This is a genomic window from Micromonospora sp. WMMD737 (assembly GCF_049179055.1).
Lineage (GTDB): Bacteria > Actinomycetota > Actinomycetes > Mycobacteriales > Micromonosporaceae > Micromonospora > Micromonospora reichwaldensis.
Map to the genome: position 1 here is coordinate 2,781,492 of NZ_JBMHMH010000001.1, position 19,875 is coordinate 2,801,366.

General features: G+C 74.8%; 16 protein-coding genes. 9 read left to right on the forward strand and 7 right to left on the reverse strand.

From position 1 onward, the window contains the following. Positions 1 to 137 precede the first annotated feature (137 nt). Complete coding sequence (locus ACN27A_RS11190) at positions 138 to 3,701, forward strand: ATP-binding protein (RefSeq protein WP_421452229.1); 3,564 nt, start codon at positions 138 to 140, stop codon at positions 3,699 to 3,701. A 25-nt stretch (positions 3,702 to 3,726) separates the two neighbouring features. Here ACN27A_RS11190 and ACN27A_RS11195 read toward each other — a convergent pair whose 3' ends face one another. After that, a complete protein-coding gene (locus tag ACN27A_RS11195) occupies positions 3,727 to 4,434 on the reverse strand; it encodes a lysophospholipid acyltransferase family protein (RefSeq protein ID WP_421452232.1) in 708 nt (235 codons plus the stop codon). 266 nt (positions 4,435 to 4,700) lie between these two features. Between ACN27A_RS11195 and ACN27A_RS11200 the strand changes: the two genes are divergently transcribed. The 4 genes from ACN27A_RS11200 to ACN27A_RS11215 all read left to right on the forward strand — a co-directional run bounded on the left by ACN27A_RS11200 (position 4,701) and on the right by ACN27A_RS11215 (position 9,262). After that, positions 4,701 to 5,885 (forward strand): sensor histidine kinase, encoded by a 1,185-nt coding sequence (locus tag ACN27A_RS11200; protein WP_421452235.1) that lies wholly within the window; start codon positions 4,701 to 4,703, stop codon positions 5,883 to 5,885. After that, the gene (locus ACN27A_RS11205) at positions 5,882 to 6,553 is read left to right on the forward strand and encodes a response regulator transcription factor (RefSeq protein WP_421452238.1); all 672 of its coding nucleotides are present in this window, start codon (positions 5,882 to 5,884) and stop codon (positions 6,551 to 6,553) included. The genes ACN27A_RS11200 and ACN27A_RS11205 overlap by 4 nt, the downstream gene beginning before the upstream one ends. Before the next feature lie 257 nt (positions 6,554 to 6,810). Next, positions 6,811 to 7,662 carry a DUF308 domain-containing protein gene (locus ACN27A_RS11210; protein WP_421452241.1) on the forward strand — a complete coding sequence of 284 codons (852 nt, stop codon included), beginning with the start codon at positions 6,811 to 6,813 and terminating at the stop codon, positions 7,660 to 7,662. A gap of 181 nt (positions 7,663 to 7,843) precedes the next feature. Further along, on the forward strand, positions 7,844 to 9,262 hold the full coding sequence (locus ACN27A_RS11215; RefSeq protein WP_421452244.1) for an alpha,alpha-trehalose-phosphate synthase (UDP-forming): 1,419 nt from the start codon (positions 7,844 to 7,846) through the stop codon (positions 9,260 to 9,262). Between the two features lie 21 nt (positions 9,263 to 9,283). Here ACN27A_RS11215 and ACN27A_RS11220 read toward each other — a convergent pair whose 3' ends face one another. The 6 genes from ACN27A_RS11220 to ACN27A_RS11245 all read right to left on the reverse strand — a co-directional run bounded on the left by ACN27A_RS11220 (position 9,284) and on the right by ACN27A_RS11245 (position 14,473). Next, positions 9,284 to 10,087 (reverse strand): alpha/beta hydrolase, encoded by an 804-nt coding sequence (locus tag ACN27A_RS11220; RefSeq protein WP_421458438.1) that lies wholly within the window; start codon positions 10,085 to 10,087, stop codon positions 9,284 to 9,286. Positions 10,088 to 10,101: 14 nt separating this feature from the next. After that, the gene (locus ACN27A_RS11225; RefSeq protein ID WP_421452247.1) at positions 10,102 to 11,508 is read right to left on the reverse strand and encodes a flavin-containing monooxygenase; all 1,407 of its coding nucleotides are present in this window, start codon (positions 11,506 to 11,508) and stop codon (positions 10,102 to 10,104) included. Positions 11,509 to 11,599: 91 nt separating this feature from the next. Continuing rightward, positions 11,600 to 12,307, reverse strand: coding sequence for an endonuclease/exonuclease/phosphatase family protein (locus ACN27A_RS11230; RefSeq protein ID WP_421452250.1), 708 nt, complete (start codon positions 12,305 to 12,307; stop codon positions 11,600 to 11,602). Between the two features lie 10 nt (positions 12,308 to 12,317). Then, positions 12,318 to 13,265, reverse strand: coding sequence for an ROK family glucokinase (locus tag ACN27A_RS11235; protein ID WP_311411564.1), 948 nt, complete (start codon positions 13,263 to 13,265; stop codon positions 12,318 to 12,320). Positions 13,266 to 13,341: 76 nt separating this feature from the next. Continuing rightward, entirely contained in the window at positions 13,342 to 13,986 is a 645-nt protein-coding gene (locus ACN27A_RS11240) for a hypothetical protein (RefSeq protein WP_421452253.1), read from the reverse strand. A gap of 31 nt (positions 13,987 to 14,017) precedes the next feature. Then, on the reverse strand, positions 14,018 to 14,473 hold the full coding sequence (locus ACN27A_RS11245) for an SRPBCC family protein (RefSeq protein ID WP_421452255.1): 456 nt from the start codon (positions 14,471 to 14,473) through the stop codon (positions 14,018 to 14,020). A gap of 194 nt (positions 14,474 to 14,667) precedes the next feature. On the opposite strand from ACN27A_RS11245, the gene ACN27A_RS11250 reads away from it, so the two are divergent. The 4 genes from ACN27A_RS11250 to ACN27A_RS11265 all read left to right on the forward strand — a co-directional run bounded on the left by ACN27A_RS11250 (position 14,668) and on the right by ACN27A_RS11265 (position 19,858). Then, positions 14,668 to 16,470, forward strand: coding sequence for an AMP-dependent synthetase/ligase (locus ACN27A_RS11250; protein WP_421452257.1), 1,803 nt, complete (start codon positions 14,668 to 14,670; stop codon positions 16,468 to 16,470). Between the two features lie 14 nt (positions 16,471 to 16,484). Then, on the forward strand, positions 16,485 to 18,179 hold the full coding sequence (locus ACN27A_RS11255) for a GAF domain-containing sensor histidine kinase (protein ID WP_393164914.1): 1,695 nt from the start codon (positions 16,485 to 16,487) through the stop codon (positions 18,177 to 18,179). Positions 18,180 to 18,186: 7 nt separating this feature from the next. Further along, positions 18,187 to 18,855, forward strand: a complete 669-nt coding sequence (locus ACN27A_RS11260; RefSeq protein ID WP_007072219.1) for a response regulator transcription factor — start codon at positions 18,187 to 18,189, stop codon at positions 18,853 to 18,855. Positions 18,856 to 19,048: 193 nt separating this feature from the next. Continuing rightward, positions 19,049 to 19,858, forward strand: coding sequence for an SAM-dependent methyltransferase (locus ACN27A_RS11265; protein ID WP_421452261.1), 810 nt, complete (start codon positions 19,049 to 19,051; stop codon positions 19,856 to 19,858). Positions 19,859 to 19,875 lie beyond the last annotated feature (17 nt).

Sequence of the window (19,875 nt, forward strand, 5' to 3'; positions counted from 1 at the left end):
GACATTCAGCCGCCTGACTGTAACCGTAGGGCCGCCCGGTGGACTGTCCACAAGCCAACAGCCCGGTACCCGACAGCTGGGCGGACGGCGATACTGACACCGGAACGGCGCCGATCACGGCGCCGGCGGGATCGCGAGTGGAGGGCGTCATCGCCACGCAGTGTGACCGCTGTGGACGCACGGCTGCCGCGGGCGACCGCTTCTGCGGCGGCTGCGGCAACGAGCTGGGCGCGGTCTGTCCGCACTGCCTGCGCCCGCTCGCCCAGGACGTGGCGTTCTGCACCTCCTGCGGCGCTGCCCGGCCGGGCAGCGAGCGGCAGCCGGCACCGCAGGAGGACCGCCGCCGCGTCAGCGTGCTCTTCGTCGACCTGATCGACTTCACCCCGTACGTCGAGCGGGCCGACCCGGAGCTGGTCCGCGGCATGCAGACCGGGTTCTTCTCGGCCGCCCGCCGCGTCGTGGGGCAGTACGGCGGGGTGGTCGAGAAGTACATCGGCGACGCGGTGATGGCCCTGTTCGGCGCGCCCGTGGCGACCGAGACCGACGCGCTGCGCTGCGTGCGGGCCGGCCTGGAGCTGCAACGGGTGCTGACCCGCTTCACTCCCACCGGCGCCGACGCGCTGCGCTTCCGGGTCGGGGTGGCCACCGGCGAGGCGCTTGTCGACGTGGCCGCCGCCCGCGACGGCGGCCAGGCGATCGTGGCCGGCGACGTGGTCAACACGGCCTCCCGGATGCAGTCGGTCGCGCCCCCGGGCGGGGTGCTGGTCTGCGGCGTGACGCACGCCCTCACCCGGGACGCGATCCGCTACTCGGAGCAGCCGCCGGTCACCCTGCGCGGGCGGTCGACGACGACCGAGGTGTGGCTGGCCCTGTCCCCGGTCCGCCGGCAGCCGACGGACCGGCAGCCCGACGTCACGCCGCTGATCGACCGGGAACACGAGCTGGGGATGCTGGTCAACGCCCTGCACCGGTCGCTGCGCGACCGCCGCCCGCAGGTGGTGACCGTCTTCGGCCGGGCCGGGCTGGGCAAGAGCCGGCTGGTCCGGGAGCTGTACCGGCACGTGGACCGGCTGGTCGACGAGCCGCTGACCTGGCGGATCGGGCGGTGCCCGCCGTTCGGCGAGAACGTGACGTTCGCGGCGCTTGCCGACATCGTCAAGTCCGAGGCCGGCATCCTGGACACCGACCCGGCGTCGAGCGCGGCGCAGCGGCTCGCCTCGGCCGTCGGCGAGCTGGTCGGCCCGGGCGAGCGGCAGCGCCTCGTCGACGCCCTGCGGCCCCTCGTCGGGCTGCCGGGGACCGCGCTGCCGGCCGAGGAGACCGGGTCGGCGTGGCGGCGTTTCCTGCTCGCCCTGGCCGCGCGCCGGCCGACCGTGCTGGTCTTCGAGGACCTGCACTGGGCCGACGACGCGATGCTGCGCTTCGTGGAGCTGCTCGGCACCGCCGCCCGGGACGTGCCGCTGCTGCTGCTCTGCACCGCCCGGCCGGAACTCGTCGACCGGGACCCGAGCTGGGCGGGGACGATCACCGGCTCGGTGACCATCACCCTGCCCCCGCTGCGGGACACGGGCATCGCCGCGCTCTACGCCCACATGTTCGGCCGGGCGGCGTTCTCCGCCGACATGCTCACCCCGCTGATCGAGGTGGCCGGCGGCAACCCGCTCTACGCCCACGAGTACGTCCGGATGCTGATCGAGCAGGGCGCGCTGCGCCAGTCCGTGCGGGGCTGGTCGCTGGAGAAGCACCTCGACCTGCCGATGCCGGAGAGCGTGCACGCCGTCATCGCCAACCGCATCGACCTGCTGGACGCCAAGGAGCGCACGGTGCTGCTGGCCGCCGCCGTGGTCGGCGTGCAGTTCTGGCCGGGGGCCGTGGCCGCCGCGCTCGGGCAGCCCGTCGAGTCGGTGGAGCGCGCGCTGCGCCGGCTGGAGCAGCGGGACTTCGTGCACGAGCAGGCCGCCTCCACGATGGCCGGGCAGCCCGAGTACCGGTTCCGGCACGTGCTGGTGCGCGACGTCTGCTACCAGCGGCTGCCCCGTACCGAGCGGGTGGCGCGGCACGAGCGGACGGCGCAGTGGCTGGACATGCTCTCGCAGAGCCGGGACACCGACCTGGCGGAGGTGCTGGCCCACCACCGGTGGGCGGCCCACGAGATCGCCCGGTCGCTGGGCATGGAGATGGCCCGGTTCGCCGGCCCCGCCCGGGCCGCGCTGCACCGGGCGGCCCGCCGGGCGTACGCGCTGCACAGTCTCGACGTCGCGGCGAGCCACGCGGGCCGGGCGCTCGGGCTGGCCGACGACTCCGACCCGCTCGACCGGCTCCAGCTGGAGCTGCTCAGCACCGAGATCTCCTTCTACCGCGACGGCAACGTCTTCCTCTCCGGCGGCGGGCCCGAGCAGGTGCAGGCGCTCGCCGACCGGCTGCTGGCGCACGACGACGACGCCTGCGCGGCACGCGCCTGGACGCTGCTCGGTCAGGCCGCGTGGCTGCGCGCCGACCGGGCCGCCGCGCTCGCCTGCCTGCACCGGGCCGTCGAGCTCTTCGACCCGCTGCCGGACAGCCCGCAGAAGGCGGACGCCTACGCCGAGCTGGGCCGGCTGCACATGCTGAACTACGAGCGTGATCCGGCGGTCGCCGCAGCCGACCGGGCGGCGGCGATCGGCGAGCGGCTGAGACTGACCGAGACCCGCACCAACGCCCGGATCACCTCGGCCATCGCCCGCTACCAGGCGGGTGACCGGTCCGGCCTGGACGACCTGCACGCGATCGTCGAGCTCAGCCGCGCCAACCAGCTGATCGCCCTGCCCCGGGCCATGCAGAACCTCGCGTACGCCGTCTGCGAGGAGGGCGACTGGCTGCGCTCCGACGCCCTGCTCTCGTCGTCGCCGGCCCGCAAGGCCAGCGGGCAGACGCTGACCACGAGTTACTCGGCCGAGGCGATGCGCGCCTGGTTCGAGGGCGACTTCGACCGGCTGCTGGCCGCCGCCGAGGCCTTCGTGGACACCCCGACCGGCAGCTGGGACATGCAGGTCCGCGGCCTGCGCTCCTGCCTGCTGGTGCTGCGCGGCGAGCGGGTGCCGCCGGCGCGCTCCCACTCGGACGACGACGCCGCCGCCACGTTCAGCGACGACGTGGCGGCTGCGCTCGACGCCGCCCGGCGCAGCGGATTCCACCGGCCGCACTGGACGATGCTGGGGATGGGCGCGCTCTGCCGGGCCCTGCAGGGACGCCGGCAGGAGGCGACGGCGCTGATCGACGAGCTGGCCGACTCCTGGTCGGCGGTGCCCGCCATCGCCAGCGGCGAGTGGATCCCGGCGGCCGGGTACGCGGCCAGCCTCGCCGGGCGGGAAGCGGCGGCCCGGGTACGCGCGATGCTGGACCGGGTGGGGCACCGCACACCCTGGTCCGAGGCGGCGCGCCGGACGGTGGCCGGTGCGCTGGCCGCCGCGGACGGCGACCACCGGCGGGCTGCGGAGCTGCACCTGGCCGGCGCCGAGATCTACGCCGGCATCCCGGACGTGACGGACCGGATGCTGGCGTTGACCTTCGCGACGGTGGAGCTGGAGCGGGCCGGCGAGTCGACGGCGGGCCGACCGGAGCTGGCCGAGCTGCGCGCCTTCGCGCTGCGCAACGACGCCCCCCTCCTGCTGAACCTGGCCCGCCCGTCGACGACCGCCGCCGACACCGCCCTGGCCTGCTGACCGGGCGACGCGGGCGGGCGGCCCGTCAGACGGGGACCGGCTCGCGGGAGACCGGACCGGCGGGCGGGCTCTTGGCCTTCTGGGCGTACATGTCGACGTACTCGCGGCCGGAGAGCTCCATCAGCTCGTACATGATCTCGTCGGTCACCGCGCGCTCGACGTACCGGTCACCGGCCATCCCCGCGTAGCGCGAGAAGTCCAGCGGCGGGCCGAACCGGATCCGCACCCGGGCGATCTTGGGGATCAGCTTGCCGGGCGGCTGGATCTCGTCGGCGTTGAGCATCGCCGTCGGGATGACCGGGGCGCCGCTCTCCAGGGCCAGCCGGGCCACGCCGGTCTTGCCCCGGTAGAGCCGGCCGTCCGGCGAGCGGGTGCCCTCGGGATAGATGCCGGCGATGCCACCGACGCGCAGCACCCGCAGCTGGGTGTCCAGGGCCGCCCTGGCCGCCCGGCCGCCCGAGCGGTCGACCGGGATGGTGCCGGAGCCGACGAAGAACATCTTCGTCAGCCAGCCCTTGACGCCCTTGCCGGTGAAGTACTCGGCCTTGGCGATGAACGTCACCCGCCGCTTCACGACCAGCGGCGTGAAGATCGAGTCGGAGAACGACAGGTGGTTGCTGGCGAGGATCACCGGCCCGGTGTCGGGCACGTGGTGCAGCCCCTCGACCTGCGGGCGGAAGACCAGCCTCAGCAGCGGGCCGAGGAGCACGTACTTCATCAGCCAGTACAGCACCGGCGTCCTTTCCACAGGTGGTCGCGAGGCCGCCGCGTCGCCACGGGTCGTCGTGGGCATGAGCCTACGAACCCGATGCCGGCCGCCACAACGTGATCCGGCCCGCGTGGCGCGCAGCGTCCACCCCGGACGGCCGCAGCCGGACGGCGTGCGGGCGGTGTCGCCTGTCGACGTACCGCCGCCCGTCGCGGATACGGCGGGCGGCGACGGTCGGTCGGGACACCCGTCGGCCCCGCGAGAAGGCCGGCGGCACCTACGCTCGTGGTGTGCGGGTGGCCGGGGCGCGGCGGGGAGCGGGCAGGCTGGTCCGGCTGCCCCGGGCCGCCGTGCTGGACCTGCTCATCGGCGTCGCCGTCGCGGCCGTCGTGGCGGCGGCGATCACCGCGAACCTGGGCGGCGACCGGGGCCGCGACGTCCCCGCCTACCTGTTCGCCGTCGGGCTCGGCGCGCTCGTGCTCCTGCGCCGCCGCGCGCCGACCACCGTGCTGGTGGTCAGCGCCGCCGGCCTGGTCGCCTACTACGTGGCCGGCTACCCGCCGGTCGGGCTGGCCCTCCCCCTCGCCGCGGCGCTCTACTCGGCGGCCGAGGCCGGGCAACTGCGCTGGGCGGTGCTCGTGGGGCTCGGCCTGCTCGTCGTCTCCACCGCGTTCCGCACGGCGGACGGCGCGAGCGTCGCGTACCTCATCGGCTTCGAGCTGGCCTCCAGCGTCGCCATCATGGCCGCCGCGGTCGCCCTCGGCGACGGGGTCCGGTCCCGGCGGCTGCGACGCCGGGAGCAACGGTGGCGGCTGCGGCAGCTGGAACGCGACCACGCCCGGGAGGCCGCGCGCCGCGTCGAGGAGGAACGGCTCCGGATCGCCCGGGACCTGCACGACGTCATCGCCCACCACATCTCCGTCATCTCGCTGCACGCCGGCGTGGCCGACGAGGCCCTCGACGACGACCCGGCGGCAGCCCGTGCCGCCCTGGGGCACGTCCGCTCGGCCACCACCCAGGTCGCCCGGGAACTGCGCACCACCCTCGGTCTCCTGCGCGACCCGGCCGTGGCCGAGCCCCGGCAACCGGTGGCCGGGCTGGCCGGGCTGGACGCCCTGGCCGCCGGCGCGCGGGCCACCGGGCTGCGGATCGCCGTCCACCGGCAGGGCGAGCTGACCGGGCTGCCCGCCGCGGTCGACTCGACCGCCCACCGGCTGATCCAGGAGGCGCTGACCAACACCCTGCGCCACGCCGGCGCGCGCACCGTCGAGATCGACGTCGTCCGCGGCCCCGGCACCCTCGCCGTCGCCGTCCGCGACGACGGCCGTGGGCGGCACGAGGACACCCCGCGCGGGTACGGGCTCGGCGGCATGCGGGAGCGCACCGCCCTGCTCGGGGGCACCGTCACCGCCGGCAACCGACCCGGCGGCGGCTTCGAGGTACGCGCCGAACTACCCCTGGGAGGGACCACGTGATCCGGGTGGGACTCGTCGACGACCAGCACCTGGTCCGCGCGGGGCTGCGTGCGCTGCTGAACCGGGCGCCGGACATCGAGGTCGTCGGCGAGGCTGGCGACGGCGACGCGGCGTACCGGCTGGCGGTCACCGAGCGGCCGGACGTCCTGCTGATGGACGTCCGGATGCCGGGCACGGACGGCCTCGAGGCCACCCGCCGGATCGTCGCCGACGAGCGGCTGACCGGCGTACGGGTCGTCGTGCTCACCACGTTCGACACCGACGAGTACGTCTTCGAGGCGATCCGGGCCGGCGCGTCCGGCTTCCTGCTCAAGGACACCGGCCCCGACGAGCTGCGGGGGGCGGTGCGCATCGTCCGGGCCGGGGAGGCCCTGCTCTCCCCCGCGGTGACGCGGCGGGTCATGACGGCGGTACGCGCCGGGGGGCGGGAGCCGGACCCGGCCCGGCTGGCGGCGCTGACCGCCCGGGAGCGGGAGGTCCTGGCCGAGGTGGCCGCCGGCCGGTCGAACGACGAGATCGGCGCGGTCCTGCACATCAGCCCGGCGACGGCGCGCACGTACGTGAGCCGGCTGCTGGCCAAGCTGCACGCCCGGGACCGGTCGCAGCTCGTCGTGGCGGCGTACGAGAGCGGTCTGGTGCGGCCGGGAGCACCGCCCGGCCCGGGCTGACCGGCGGTCGGCGCGCTCGCCGGCATTGGCGGCCCGGCGGGCGGCACCGCAGGCGGGCTCCGTTGAAAAACATTCAGCAAGAACGGACATAAATCCCCGGTCGCGACCTGCGACAGGGCCTCTGACTTCGTACGCCGCGCCACAAGGCACTCCCGGAACCGGGTCCTGACGTGTCACGATTCAAGGCACGGCGTGCGGGTCGGCGCCGACGGGGCTCAGGCGGCCGCGCCGCGGGCGCGTGATGAGGAGGATGTCCGGTGTCAGCGGGTGGGGCCCGCCGGGGACGGCGGGACAACGGGCTCGACGCGAGCGAGTACGCCATCGCCGGCGACGTGGATCCGCGCGTCGGTGAGCACCTGCTCGACGTCCTGGCCGCCGGTGGGATCGCCGCCTACCTCCAGCCCTCGGCCGACCTGAACCCGGTCACCCGCACCACCACCGTGCCCGCCCGCCCCGTCGACCGGCTCTACGTCGACCGCTCGCACCTGAGGACCGCGCGGGACTACCTGACCCAACTCGCGGACGAGGCTGCCCCCGAGAAGCCCCGCGACGACGAGCCGGACATCGAGGCCGAGTGGGCCCGTATCGTCGCCGGCTTCCACACCACCGCCCCCCGCGGCGGCGACAACCCGTGGCCCGCCGCCGAGGACGTGGACGACCCGCCCGGGACCGCCGCCGGCCCGGTGACCCTCGGCACGCCCGACGAGCCGGCCGGGCCGACCGCCACCGACGTGCGACGGTTGCCGTACGCGGCCGACATCTCGGGCGTCTCCCTGTCGCGGGGCCGGCAGGACGAGCCGTCGCTGCTCGACGGGCTGGACACCTTCGGCGCGGACCTGCCCGACGACGAGTCGGAGGACGAGCGCTACACCCCGCCGCCGCCCCCGCCCCTGCCGCGCTTCTCGAAGTACACGGTGGTCGGGGTGCTGGCCATCGTGGTCGGCTTCGTGCTCTTCCTGTTCCCGTCGCTCTTCCCGGTGGCCGACCCGTCGGTGGTCAACCTGTTCGGGTTCACCGGCATCCTCGCCGGCTTCGTCTCGCTGATCTGGCGGCTGCGCCCCGGTGGCGACGACGACGAGCGCGACCCGGACGACGGCGCGGTCGTCTGACCGGCGACCCGCCCGCCCGCACCCCTGCCCGCATCCCGGGACGACGGACGCCCCGAGCCCGGCGCGCAACACTGGTGTAACTTACTGTCAGTAGGAATACCGCTGTCCGTCACATCCCTCGCTGACTGCCCGGTTGTTCCTCCGCTGCGGCGGTCACTCCCTGCTGATCGGAATGCCCGAGATGCGACAGAGTTCCCTCGTGGTGGTGGCCAACCGCCTGCCCATCGACGACAGTGTGGCGCCCGACGGTGCCTGCGAATGGCGCCGCAGTCCCGGCGGCCTGGTCAGCGCCCTCCATCCCCTCCTGCGACACACCCCGGCGACGTGGGTGGGGTGGGCCGGCGGCACCGGCCCGGCGCCCGCGCTGCCCGACGTGGACGGCGTCCGCATGCACACCGTCCCGCTGACCGCCGACGACCTGCGCGACCACTACGAGGGCTTCGCCAACGCCACCCTCTGGCCGCTCTACCACGACTCGGTCGAGCAACCGGAGTACCACCGCAGCTGGTGGGAGGCGTACCAGCGGGTCAACCAGCGGTTCGCCGAGGCCACGGCCGACGTGGCCGAGCCCGGCGCGGTCGTCTGGGTGCAGGACTACCACCTGCAACTGGTGCCCGGCCTGCTCCGGGAGCTGCGGCCGGACCTGCGGATCGGCTTCTTCCTGCACGTGCCGTTCCCGCCGCCTGAGCTGTTCATGCAGCTCCCCCGCCGGGCCGAGCTGCTGCGCGGGATGCTCGGCGCCGACCTGATCGGCTTCCAGCGCTCCCAGGCCGCGCACAACTTCGCCCAGCTGGTCGCGAAGGTGCTGGACGTCCCCGCCACCGACCGGCGGATCACCGTCGACGACCGGGTGGTCCGGATCGGCGCCTTCCCGGTCTCCATCGACACCGCCGAGATGGCCGCGCTGGCCGCCCGGCCCGACGTGGCCGACCGGGCCGCCCGGCTGCGCCATGACCTCGGCAGTCCCGAGCAGGTGATCCTCAGCGTCGACCGGATGGACTACACCAAGGGCATCGAGCAGCGGCTCAAGGCGTACAGCGAGCTGATCGCCCACGGGCACGTCAAGGTACGCGACACCGTGCTCGTGCAGGTGGCGGTGCCCAGCCGGGAGCGGGTCGGGCAGTACCAGATCCTCCGCGAACGGGTGGAACGCGAGGTCGGGCGGATCAACGGCGAGTTCGGCCGGGTCGGCGAGCCGGCGATCCACTACCTGACCCAGCCGTTCGACCGCGCCGAACTGGCCGCGCTCTACCGCGTCGCCGACGTGATGGCGGTGACCCCGCTGCGCGACGGGATGAACCTCGTCGCCAAGGAGTACGTGGCCGCCCGGGTCGACGACACGGGCGCGCTGCTGCTCAGCGAGTTCGCCGGCGCCGCCGCCGAGCTGCCGCAGGCGTACCTGGTCAACCCGCACGATCTGGAGGGGCTCAAGCAGGGGCTGCTCGCGGCGCTGCGGGCGGGCCCGGACGACCTCGGCGCGCGGATGCGGGCCATGCGGGCGCACCTGCACCGGCACGACATCCGCGCGTGGGCCCGCTCCTACCTCTCCGCCCTCGACGACAGCGGCTCGCTGCTGACCCGGCTGGGCGCCGCCGGCTGAGGCCGCCGGCCCGGCCCGGCGTCAGCGTCGGCCGGGCGGCGCGGGGTCCTTCTCCAGCCAGTCCAGGATCGCGTCGACCGGCTCCCGCCACCGGGCGTCGAGCATCATGTCGTGCCCCATGCCGGGGAAGAGCAGCGGGGCGGAGCCGTACCGCCGGGCCGCCCGGGTCAGCGCCGCCGACGGCACGACCCGGTCGTCGGGGCTGCCCAGCACCAGCACCGGCGGGTCCCCCACCGCCGGCTCGGCGGCCCGCCCGGTCAGCAGCTGCCACTGGGCGCGCCGGCCGGCCCGCCCCAGCCGGCCCGCGTAGCCCCGGGCCTCCGCCTCGGGCAGCTCCCGGCTGAACAGCTGCCGGCGGTGCAGCCGCAGCGGCCCGCCGAACACCGCCGGCAGCGTGCCGACCGGGTTGCGGCGCAGCGCCGCCCCGAACGTCGCCCAGCCGCCGAACACCGGCGCGACCAGCACCGCCGCCCGGGCCGGGTAGCGGGCCAGCGCGTGGGCCACCACGAGCGCCCCGGCGCCGTGCCCCACCAGCACCGCCTGGCGCGGCAGGCCCGCCGCCACCTGGGTCACGTCGTGGGCGTACGCCCGCAGCGTCGCCTCCGGCGCCGGCCCGCTGTCGCCGTGCCCGCGCAGGCTCAGCGCGTACGCCGGGAAGCCCCGGGACGCGGCGTGGCCGAGCCAGTGCTCGGCGAACGCCCAGGCGCCGTGCCCGAAGCCCGGTACGAAGAGCAGCGGCGGACGTCCCTGTTCCACCTCGGGGGTCGCGCCGAGCACCTCACGCCGGACCGGGCGGACCGGGCGGGCCCACTCCCGCCCGCGCATGATCCGCACCTGACTCACTGTTCCTCCAGGTCGTGCAGCGCGCGTTGGACCGCGCGCAGGTAGTCGGCGTGGCCCACCTCGAACCAGTGCCGGCTGCTGTCCTTGACCGGCCCGGCGTAGCGCTCCCCCGCCTTCGCCGACACCCGCGCGGCGAAGGCCGCCGCCCGGTCGGGGCGGGTCACGCGCAGCCGCAGCAGCCGGGCGAAGAGCACCGACTGCCAGTGCGACAGGGGGAAGATGCCCGAGTCCGGCTGCACCAGCCCGGCCACGGCCAGCGTGGGGCGGCCGGGGACGAAGGCGTTCAGCCAGAGCTTCGGGCGGCCCTCCCCCGCGTCGTCGCCGAGCACCTTCGGGTCGAGGAACTCGAAGCGCGGCAGGTACCCGGTCGCGAAGACGACCAGGTCCGGGTCGATCTCCCGGCCGTCGGAGAGCTCGACGGCGTACGGGTGGAAGCGGACGACGTCCGGCACCGGCGCGATCCCGCCGTGGCCCACGTAGTAGACGAGCTGGCTGTTGGCGATCGGGTGCGTCTCGTAGACCCGGTGGTCGGGCTTCGGCAGGCCGAACCGGGTCAGGTCGCCGACGGTCAGCCGCAGCGTCCAGTGATAGAGCCACTGCCGCAGCCGCAGCGGCACGCGCAGCGCCAGCAGCGCGTCGTTGACCTGGTCGGCGGGGCGGCCGAGGACGTACTTCGGGGCGTACCAGTAGCCCCGGCGGGTCGAGTGCCAGCAGCGCGACGCCTGCTGGGCGGCCTCGACGGCGATGTCGCAGCCGGTGTTTCCGGCGCCCACCACCAGTACCCGCTTGCCGCGCAGTTGCGCCGGGTCCTTGTAGGACGAGGCGTGCATGACCTCGCCGCGGAACTCCTCCAGCCCCTCGTAGCGGGGCAGCTTCGGCGACCAGTTGTGGCCGTTGGCGATCACCACGGCCGCGTAGCGGGAGGTGCGTTCCGGGCCGTAGCCGCCGGTGCTGCGGGTGGTCACGTCCCAGCGGTCACCGGCCACGGGCTCCACCCGGACGACCTCGGTGCCGAACCAGATGTGCCCGCGCAGGTCGAAGTGGTCGGCGTACCGCTCGAAGTACGACAGCAGCCGGCTGTGGTGCGGGTAGTCCGGCCAGTCGTCCGGCATCGGGAAGTCGGGGAACTGGGTGAACGGGCGCGACGAGATCAGGTGCGTGCTCGCGTACACCGGGCTGCGGTCGTGCCGCCAGTTCCAGGCGCCGCCGACGCCGGTCTCCCGCTCGTAGCAGTCGACGCCGAAGCCGTGTTCCTTCAGGTTCTTGATCGCCGTCAGACCGCTGGCCCCCGCGCCGACGACGCAGACGGTGTCGCCCCGGTCGGAGACCGGCCGGCCGTCGCGGGTCAGGGCGAGAGTGCTCGCCTCCGGGTCGGGCCGGCCGTGGTCGGTGGAGGTGGACACCGGGATCTCCTTTTGTGCGGCACGAGTGCCGGGTCGCGCAGCATCCTCTCCACTACGGAGCGGGTTGTCCAGCCCCGGCCGCGACGGGCGGTCAGTCGGCGGTCGGCAGCAGCAGGTCGACCAGGACCGGGAAGTGGTCGCTGGCGCGGCGGGTCTGCGGGGTGTCCACCACGTCGTAGTCGACCACCGTGATCCGCGGATCGACGAAGAGGGCGTCGATGCGCCGCCGGGGATCCGCGCAGGAGTAGGTGAGCCGGTCGGCCCGGTCCATCGCCACGGCGGCGTCGGTCAGCCCGCGCGCCACGGTGGCCCAGGCCGGCCCGTCCGGCCCCTCGTTCAGGTCGGCCGCGGCGACCACCGGGGTGGTCGCGGCGTCCAGCTCGCGCTTGAACAGCGCGGCCTGCGCGGGCCGCTCGGCCGGGTCCGTGGACAGGTGCGACCCGGCCAGGGTGAACCGGGCCGCGCCGGCGACCACGCACTCGGCGTACGCGGCGCCACGCAGGTGCCGGCCGGGGGTGAGCGGGAAGCGCTGGCAGCGGTCGGCCACCACCCGCACCCGCAGGCTGGTCAGCAGCAGGTTGCCGAGCGCGGGCAGCCCGCCGGCGGCCACCACCAGGCCGAAGGACTCCGCCAGCGCCGCCGACTTCTGCCGCCACCGGAACCGGCGCGGCCCCTCCTGCACGATCACCACGTCCGGCCTGACGTCGCGGACGACCGCCGCCAGCGCGGCCGTGTCGTCGCGCTGGCTGTGGATGTTGTACGACACGACGCGCAGCGGCACGCCCGGACTCTGCGTCACGGTCACCGCCTCAGATCCGGCGGGCCAGGTCGGCGGCGCCGATGACGCCGGCGGTGTTGCCCAGCTCGGCCGGGCGGATCTCGGCGACGGGGAGGCGGCTGCGCTGGGCGAGCGCGTTGGCGAACGACCTGCGGGTCGGACCGAGCAGCAGGTCCCCGGCCTCGATCACCCCGCCGCCGACGACGAGCACCTGCGGGTCGAGGATCTGCGCCATGTCGGCGAGGCTGGTGCCGAGCCACCGGCCGACCTGCGCGAACGCCTCGGTGGAGACCGGGTCGCCGGCCTGCGCGGCGGCGGTGACCATGGGCCCGGTGACCGCCTCGGCCTCGCCGCCGGCCAGTTCCAGCAGGCCGGTGGCGCGGTGCGGCTCCTGCCGGGCGGCGGCGCGGGCGAACCGCACCAGGGCGCTGCCGCTGGCGTACTGCTCGATGCAGCCGAGCCGGCCGCAGCCGCACTGGTGGCCGTCCGGCACCGTCAGCATGTGGCCCAGCTCGGCGGCGATGCCGTTGGCGCCCCGCAGCAGTTCCCCGCTGAGCACGATGCCGCCGCCGACGCCGGTGCCGATGGTGAACATGACCATCGAGTCGTCGGCCTCGCGGGCCGCGCCGTAGCGGAACTCCGCCCAGGCCGCCACGTTGCCGTCGTTCTCCACGATCACCGGCAGGCCGGTGGCGGCGCTGACGTAGTCGCGCAGCGGCTCGTCCCGCCACGCCAGGTTCGGGGCGAACAGCACGGTCGAGCGGCTGGCGTCGATCCAGCCGGCCGCGCCGATGCCGACCGCCTCGATCGCGTGCCCGGAGGCCAGCTCGCGGACCAGTTCGATGATGACGTCGCGGGTCTTGGCGACGTCGTCGGCGGGGGTGTCCCGTCGGGCCTGCACGAGGACCGTGCCGGTGGCGTCCACGACACCACCGGCCACCTTCGTGCCACCGACGTCGACTCCGATGGTCAGCGTCACCGCCGCCACTCCCCTCTGCTGTGCTGCCCGCACCGGCGCCGGCGGACGACCGGCGCGTGGTCGGGATGTGCGTTGGTCAGGCCCCGTCGCCCGGGGGTTGCCCGCCCTCGTCCCCCGGTGCCCGGGACGTGGGGACCACGGGCCCGTCGGTGGACGTCCGGACGGTCCCCGGGGCGGCCTGCCCGGCGACGTCGACGGGCGGTACGGCGGCCGGGGCGGCCTCGTCCTCCGCCCGCGTGGCGGCGGACCAGACGTCCCGTTCCGGTGCCGGCTGAGAATCATGCCCGCTACGGGTGGCCTCGCGCCACACGTGGTCGTCCCCGCCTGCCGGACCCGGGGTGGCCGCCGGCCCGGCGGGGGCGTCGGCGGAGGGCTCGGGCGGGGTGAACGCGCGCAGCAGGCTGGCCACACCGGCGGCCAGGTCGCCCGCGCCGGTGGCGAGGCGCTCGGCGAACTCGGGACTCGGATCGCGCAGGGCGGCGATGCCCCGGCAGACCGGGCAGACGCAGCACTCGGCCGCGCCGGTGGCGAAACCACCCGCGGGCGGCCCCGCCGACGCACCCGGGCCGCCGCTGTGACCGAGGACACTCGACACGATCCCACCGAGCGGACCCCACTGGCCGCCCTTCGCGCCGGCCGCGGCCAGCCGGGCGGCGGCCAGCGCCGTGGCGACCAGACGTTCGGCCTCTTCCCGGGCCGAACCCGGATCCGTTGCACCCATGGTCGGCTCCCCTACCCTGCCGCCGGACGCGTCACTGCGCCGCACCGGATGCTTCTACCCGGCGCTTGAGCTGCTTCAACGCGGTATCCATGATCATTTTTTCGGCCTTGCGGCGGAACATGCCGAGCATCCCGACGGAGAGCTCGACCTCCAGGGTGTAGGTCACCGTCGTGCTGCCGTCCGGGTTGCCGTCCAGGTCGTACGAGCCGCGCTGGAACTTCTGCATCTTCGAGGGCGCCACCAGGTGCCACTCGATCCGGGAGAGGTCCTCGGCGTACTCGTAGGCCAGCACGTACTCGTCGGCCATCACGCCGGCGTCGATGGTGAACCGGACCTGGCTGGCGTAGCCGTCCTCGTACTCCTCGATCACCTCGACCCGCCGCATCGCCTCGGTCCACTCCGGGTAGCTCGGGAAGTCGCAGATGACCGCCGCCACCCGCTCCGGTGACGCGCCGACGACGATCGACTGGGTGGAGGTGTCCGCCATGCAGGGAGGCTACCCGGCACCGGCGGCGCCCACGCCGCGCCGCCCCCGGCACGCCGGATCGAGGCGTCCGGCGGCGACCGGCGGGCAGCCTGGGCGACCTGCCTTTTCGCCCCGGCCGCCGGGGCGGGTAGGTTTCGACGGAGCCGACCCGTGGTGGCGGCCCGCCCGGCCAGTGTGAGCACGAGGGAGTGCAGGTGCGCGAGTTCTCCGTCCCGCCGATCGTCACCGTCGGCGACGCGGCCAACCTCACCGACCCGGTCTGGGACAACGCCGAGGTCGCCCCGGACGCGGTCCAGTTCGTCCGCCCCACCGGCGCGGGGGGCGCCTGGGCCGACGTCACCTGCCGGCAGTTCCGCGACGAGGTCGTCGCGGCGGCCCGGGGCCTGGTCGCCGCCGGCGTCCAGCCCGGCGACCGGGTCGGCCTGATGAGCCGCACCCGCTACGAGTGGACCCTGCTGGACTACGCCATCTGGGCGGCCGGCGCGGTCACCGTGCCGATCTACGAGACCTCCAGCCCCGACCAGACCGCCTGGATCCTGTCCGACTCCGGCGCGGTGGCCTGCGTGGTGGAGAGCAGCGCGCACGCCACCCTGGTCGCCGGCGTCCAGGACCGGCTGCCCGAGCTGCGTCACGTCTGGCAGATCGACCTCGACGCCGTGGCCGAACTGGTCCGGGCCGGCGAGGCGGTCGACCCGACGGAGATCGACCGGCGGCGGGCCGCCGTCCGCGCCGACGACCTCGCCACCATCATCTACACCAGCGGCACCACCGGCCGCCCCAAGGGCTGCGTGCTGACCCACCGGAACATGTACGCCGACATCGCCAACGCCGTGCCGGTGCTGCCCAACCTCTTCCGGCCGGGCGCCTCGACCCTGCTCTTCCTCCCGCTGGCGCACGCCTTCGCCCGGCTCATCCAGATCGGCGTGGTGCAGGCGCGGGCCACGATGCGGCACTGTGCGGACACCAGGAACCTGGTCGGCGAGTTGCAGGAGTTCCGCCCCACCTTCGTGCTCTCGGTGCCCCGGGTGTTCGAGAAGGTCTACAACGGCGCCAAGCAGAAGGCCGAGGCCGACGGCAAGGGCAGGATCTTCGCCCGCGCGGAGCAGGTCGCCATCGCGTACAGCGAGGCGCTGGAGACGCCCGGCGGCCCCGGCCTGGCGCTGCGCGTGCAGCACGCGCTCTTCGACAAGCTGGTCTACCGCAAGCTGCGGGCGGCGCTCGGCGGCCGGTGCCGCGACGCCATCTCCGGCGGCGCCCCGCTCGGCGCGCGGCTCGGCCACTTCTTCCGCGGCATCGGCGTGAACGTGTGCGAGGGCTACGGCCTGACCGAGACCTCCCCCGCCGCCGCCGCGAACCTGCCCGACGCCACCCGGATCGGTTCGGTCGGCCGGCCGCTGCCGGGGGTCACCATCCGGATCGACGACGACGGCGAGATCCTGATCGCCGGCGATCTGATCTTCAAGGGCTACTGGCGCAACGAGGCGGCCACCGCCGAGGCGCTCAGCGCGGACGGCTGGTTCCGCACCGGCGACCTGGGCCAGCTAGACGACGACGGCTTCCTGAGCATCACCGGTCGGAAGAAGGAGATCATCGTGACGGCCGGCGGCAAGAACGTCGCCCCGGCCGTGCTGGAGGACCAGGTCCGGGCCCACCCCCTGATCAGCCAGTGCGTGGTGGTCGGCGACCGGGCGCCGTTCATCGCCGCGCTGGTCACGATCGACGAGGAGGCGCTGCCGCGCTGGCTCGCCTCGGCCGGCCTGCCCGAGGACACCCCCGTCGAGAAGCTGCGCGACCACGACGGCCTGCGCGCCGAGATCCAGGGCGCGGTCGACGCCGCGAACCAGGCGGTCTCCAAGGCCGAGGCGATCAAGGTGTTCCGGATCCTGCCCCGCGACTTCACCGAGGCGACGGGCGAGCTGACCCCGTCGCTGAAGGTCAAGCGGCAGGTGGTGCACAAGTCGTACGCGGCGGAGATCGCCGACATCTACCGGGCCTGACTACGATCCGTCACGTGCCCGCCTCGACGCCCCCCCGGCCCCAGCCGCATCCCCTCGCCGCCGCCGCGCGCGTGGTCATGCTGGCGCTCGTCGCCGTCCTGACCCTGTACGCCACGCACGACCCCGGCCAGCTCTGGTGGATCGCGCTGCTGGCGGTCGCCGGCCTGCCCGCCCTGCTGGCGCCCGAACACCGGCCCGTCGGCCCGCTCAGCCGGGTGGCCGAGGTGCTGGTGCTGGGGCTGGCCGCGAGCCAGGTCGCCGCCGTGGCCACCGTCGGCGGGGACGTCGGCGGGCTGGGCGCCTCGGCGGTGCTGCCCTACCTGGCGGTCCCGGTGACCGTCACCGCGCTGCGCCGCCGGTTCCGCGAGGGCGTCGCCCTGCTGGCCGTCGCGGCGGCCACCCTGCTGGTGGCGGGTGCCCTCACCGAGACCGACGGCCAGCGGCAGATCGGCGAACTCGGCTACCTGGTGATCTGCGCCCAGTGGCTGATCCTGGCCGGGCTCGGCCTCGCCGCCGCCAGCGGCCTGCACCGGGTCATGCAGGTCCGCAACGAGGGCAAGCCGCAGCCGTACGCCGAGGCGACCCGGTTGCTCACCCAGCTGCGTACCGTGGCCCGGCAGCTGCCCGGGGCCACCCTGGACCCGGGCGGCATCTCCGAGCACCTGCTGGAGGAGCTGCGCACCGTGGCCCGGGCGGACCGGGCGGCCGTGCTGTCGGCCAGCGGCGGCGGCCGGCTGGTGGTGCTCGCCCAGGTGGGCGTGGAGCGGGTCGACTGGGAGACGACGCTGGATGCGGACTCGGCCATCGCCGACGCGTGGGCCAGCCAGCAGCCGCACACCGCCGCCCGCTCGCAGGCCCGGTCGCACCGCGGCGGCGACGTGTCCGCCCTGATCGTGCCGCTGGTGGCCGGGGTGCGCACCGTCGGGCTGGTGGTGCTGGAGGCGGACGCGGCGCAGGCGTACCCGCCCGGCGTGGTGTCCCGGGTGACCGGGCTGACCCGCCCGGCCGCCCTGCGGCTGGAGGCCGCGCTGCTCTTCGACGAGGTCCGTTCGCTGGCGACCAACGAGGAGCGGCAGCGGCTGGCCCGCGAGATCCACGACGGGGTGGCGCAGGAACTGGTGATGGTCGGCTACGGCATCGACAACGCCCTGGCGTACGTCGACGAGGACCCGCAGGAGACCGCCGAGGCGCTGCGCACGCTGCGCGGCGAGGTGACCCGGGTGATCACCGAGCTGCGGCTGAGCCTCTTCGAGCTGCGCAGCGAGGTGGACCGGCACGGCGGGCTGGCCGCCGCGATCGCCGAGTACGCCCGCACGGTCGGCGCCTCCGGCGGGCTGCGGGTGCACCTGTCCCTGGACGAGTCCACCGCGCGGCTGCCCGCCGCCACCGAGGCCGAGTTGCTGCGCATCGCCCAGGAGGCGGTCACCAACGCGCGCAAGCACGCGGGGGCCTCGAATCTCTGGGTCACCTGTGAGGTCGACCCCCCGTACGCGCAGATCGAAGTGTCGGATGACGGTCAGGGGATCGCTGACCAGCGGTCCGACGGCCACTACGGTCTTGCGATCATGGCCGAGAGGGCGGAACGTATCCGGGGCCGGTTGGAGATCAGGCCGCGGCAACCGAGCGGCACGACCGTGGCGGTGGTGCTCGGCTCCTCGCCCCGGCGCGATAACGTGCGCGGTAGCGCAGCGGCAGTAGAAGGGGAGTAACCCGAGGATGACCACAAGTCCGACACCGGCCACCCGTACCAAGGTCCTCCTTGTCGACGATCACGACCTGATCCGCAAGGGCCTGCGGCACGCGTTCGAGCGCGACCGGCAGTTCGAGGTCGTCGGGGAGGCCGCCACGGCGGCGGAAGGGGTGCGCCAGGCGGGTGCGCTGCAGCCGGACGTGGTGATCATGGACCTGCGGCTGCCCGACGGCAGCGGCCTGGAGGCCACCCGGGCGCTGCGCAAGTCGAGCGCCTCGATGGGCATCGTCGTGCTCACCATGTACGCCGGCGACGACCAGCTCTTCGGTGCCCTGGAGGCCGGTGCCAGCGCCTTCGTGCCCAAGACCGCGCCGGCGGACGAGGTGGTCGCCGCCGCCCGGCACGCCGCCTCCTCCCCCAGCGCCTTCACGGCCGCCGACCTGGCCGAGGCGATGAAGCGCCGGCTGGCCCCGTCCGGGCCGCAGCTCTCCCCGCGCGAGGGGCAGGTGCTGCGGCTGCTCGCCGACGGGATGAGCGTGGCGGGCATCGCCAAGCAGCTCTTCGTCAGCGAGTCCACCGCCAAGACCCACATCTCGAAGCTCTACGAGAAGCTGGGCGCGGCGAACCGGGCCCAGGCGCTGATGACCGCGCTGCGGCTCGGTCTGCTCGAGGCGCCGGACGCCCCGAAGTTCTGACCGCTCCCGCCGGGAGCCCGACGACGTACCACCGACGGGTCCGCGACCGCCGAAGGGCGGCGCGGACCCGTCGTCGTCGCATCGCGCGGCGGCGCCGAAGGGTTCGCGGCGCGCTATGGTCTCCCGGGCGGTGAGCCGGCAGAATACCGGCGCGGGCAACGGTGTCCCGCACACCGACAGGAGGGGTGAACGCATGCAGCGGCCGGACTGGGCACCCGACGAGATCGACATCGAACGCCCCAGCGTGGCCCGCATGTACGACTACTACCTCGGCGGCTCGCACAACTTCGCGGTCGACCGGGTGGCGGCCCAGGCGATGGTGGCGGCGGTGCCGGAGGCGCCGCTGATGGCGCAGGCGAACCGGGCGTTCCTCCGCCGGGCGGTGCAGTTCCTCCTCGACGCCGGCGTCCGGCAGTTCCTGGACGTCGGCTCGGGCATCCCGACCGTCGGCAACGTGCACGAGATCGCCCAGCGCGACGCCCCCGACGCCCGGGTGGTCTACGTCGACGTGGACCCGGTGGCGGTGGCCCACAGCCGGGAGATCCTGGAGGGCAACGACCGTGCCGTGGTGGTGCAGGAGGACCTGCGCCGTCCCGAGCGCATCGTCGCCCACCCCGACGTCCGCCGGCTGCTCGACTTCGACCAGCCGATCGCCGTGATGATCGTGGCGGTGCTGCACTTCGTGCCCGACGACGACCGGCCGGCCGAGCTGCTGCGGACGCTGCGCGAGGCGCTGGCGCCGGGCAGCTACCTGGTGCTCTCGCAGGCCAGCGCCGACGGCCGTGGCGACGACGAGCGGGCCGACGCCGAACGGGTCTACCGGCGGACCGACAATCCGCTGTGGATCCGCAGCCGCGGCGAACTCACCGCCCTCTTCGACGGCTTCGAGCTGGTCGACCCCGGCGTGGTCTGGGTGCCGCAGTGGCGCCCGGATTCCCCCGACAGCGCCGAGGACGCCGAGCGGGCGGCCTTCATCGGCGGCGTCGGGCGACTCGGTGGCTGAGCCGCCCGGGGCGACCA

Excerpts from the sequence above, each read along its gene's own strand:
- ACN27A_RS11215 (WP_421452244.1), top strand. The coding sequence starts at position 7,844 with ATGCGACAGAGTTCCCTCGTGGTGGTGGCCAACCGCCTGCCCATCGAC.
- ACN27A_RS11220 (WP_421458438.1), bottom strand. The coding sequence starts at position 10,087 with ATGCGCGGGCGGGAGTGGGCCCGCCCGGTCCGCCCGGTCCGGCGTGAG.
- ACN27A_RS11240 (WP_421452253.1), bottom strand. The coding sequence starts at position 13,986 with ATGGGTGCAACGGATCCGGGTTCGGCCCGGGAAGAGGCCGAACGTCTG.
- ACN27A_RS11245 (WP_421452255.1), bottom strand. The coding sequence starts at position 14,473 with ATGGCGGACACCTCCACCCAGTCGATCGTCGTCGGCGCGTCACCGGAG.
- ACN27A_RS11260 (WP_007072219.1), top strand. The coding sequence starts at position 18,187 with ATGACCACAAGTCCGACACCGGCCACCCGTACCAAGGTCCTCCTTGTC.
- ACN27A_RS11265 (WP_421452261.1), top strand. The coding sequence starts at position 19,049 with ATGCAGCGGCCGGACTGGGCACCCGACGAGATCGACATCGAACGCCCC.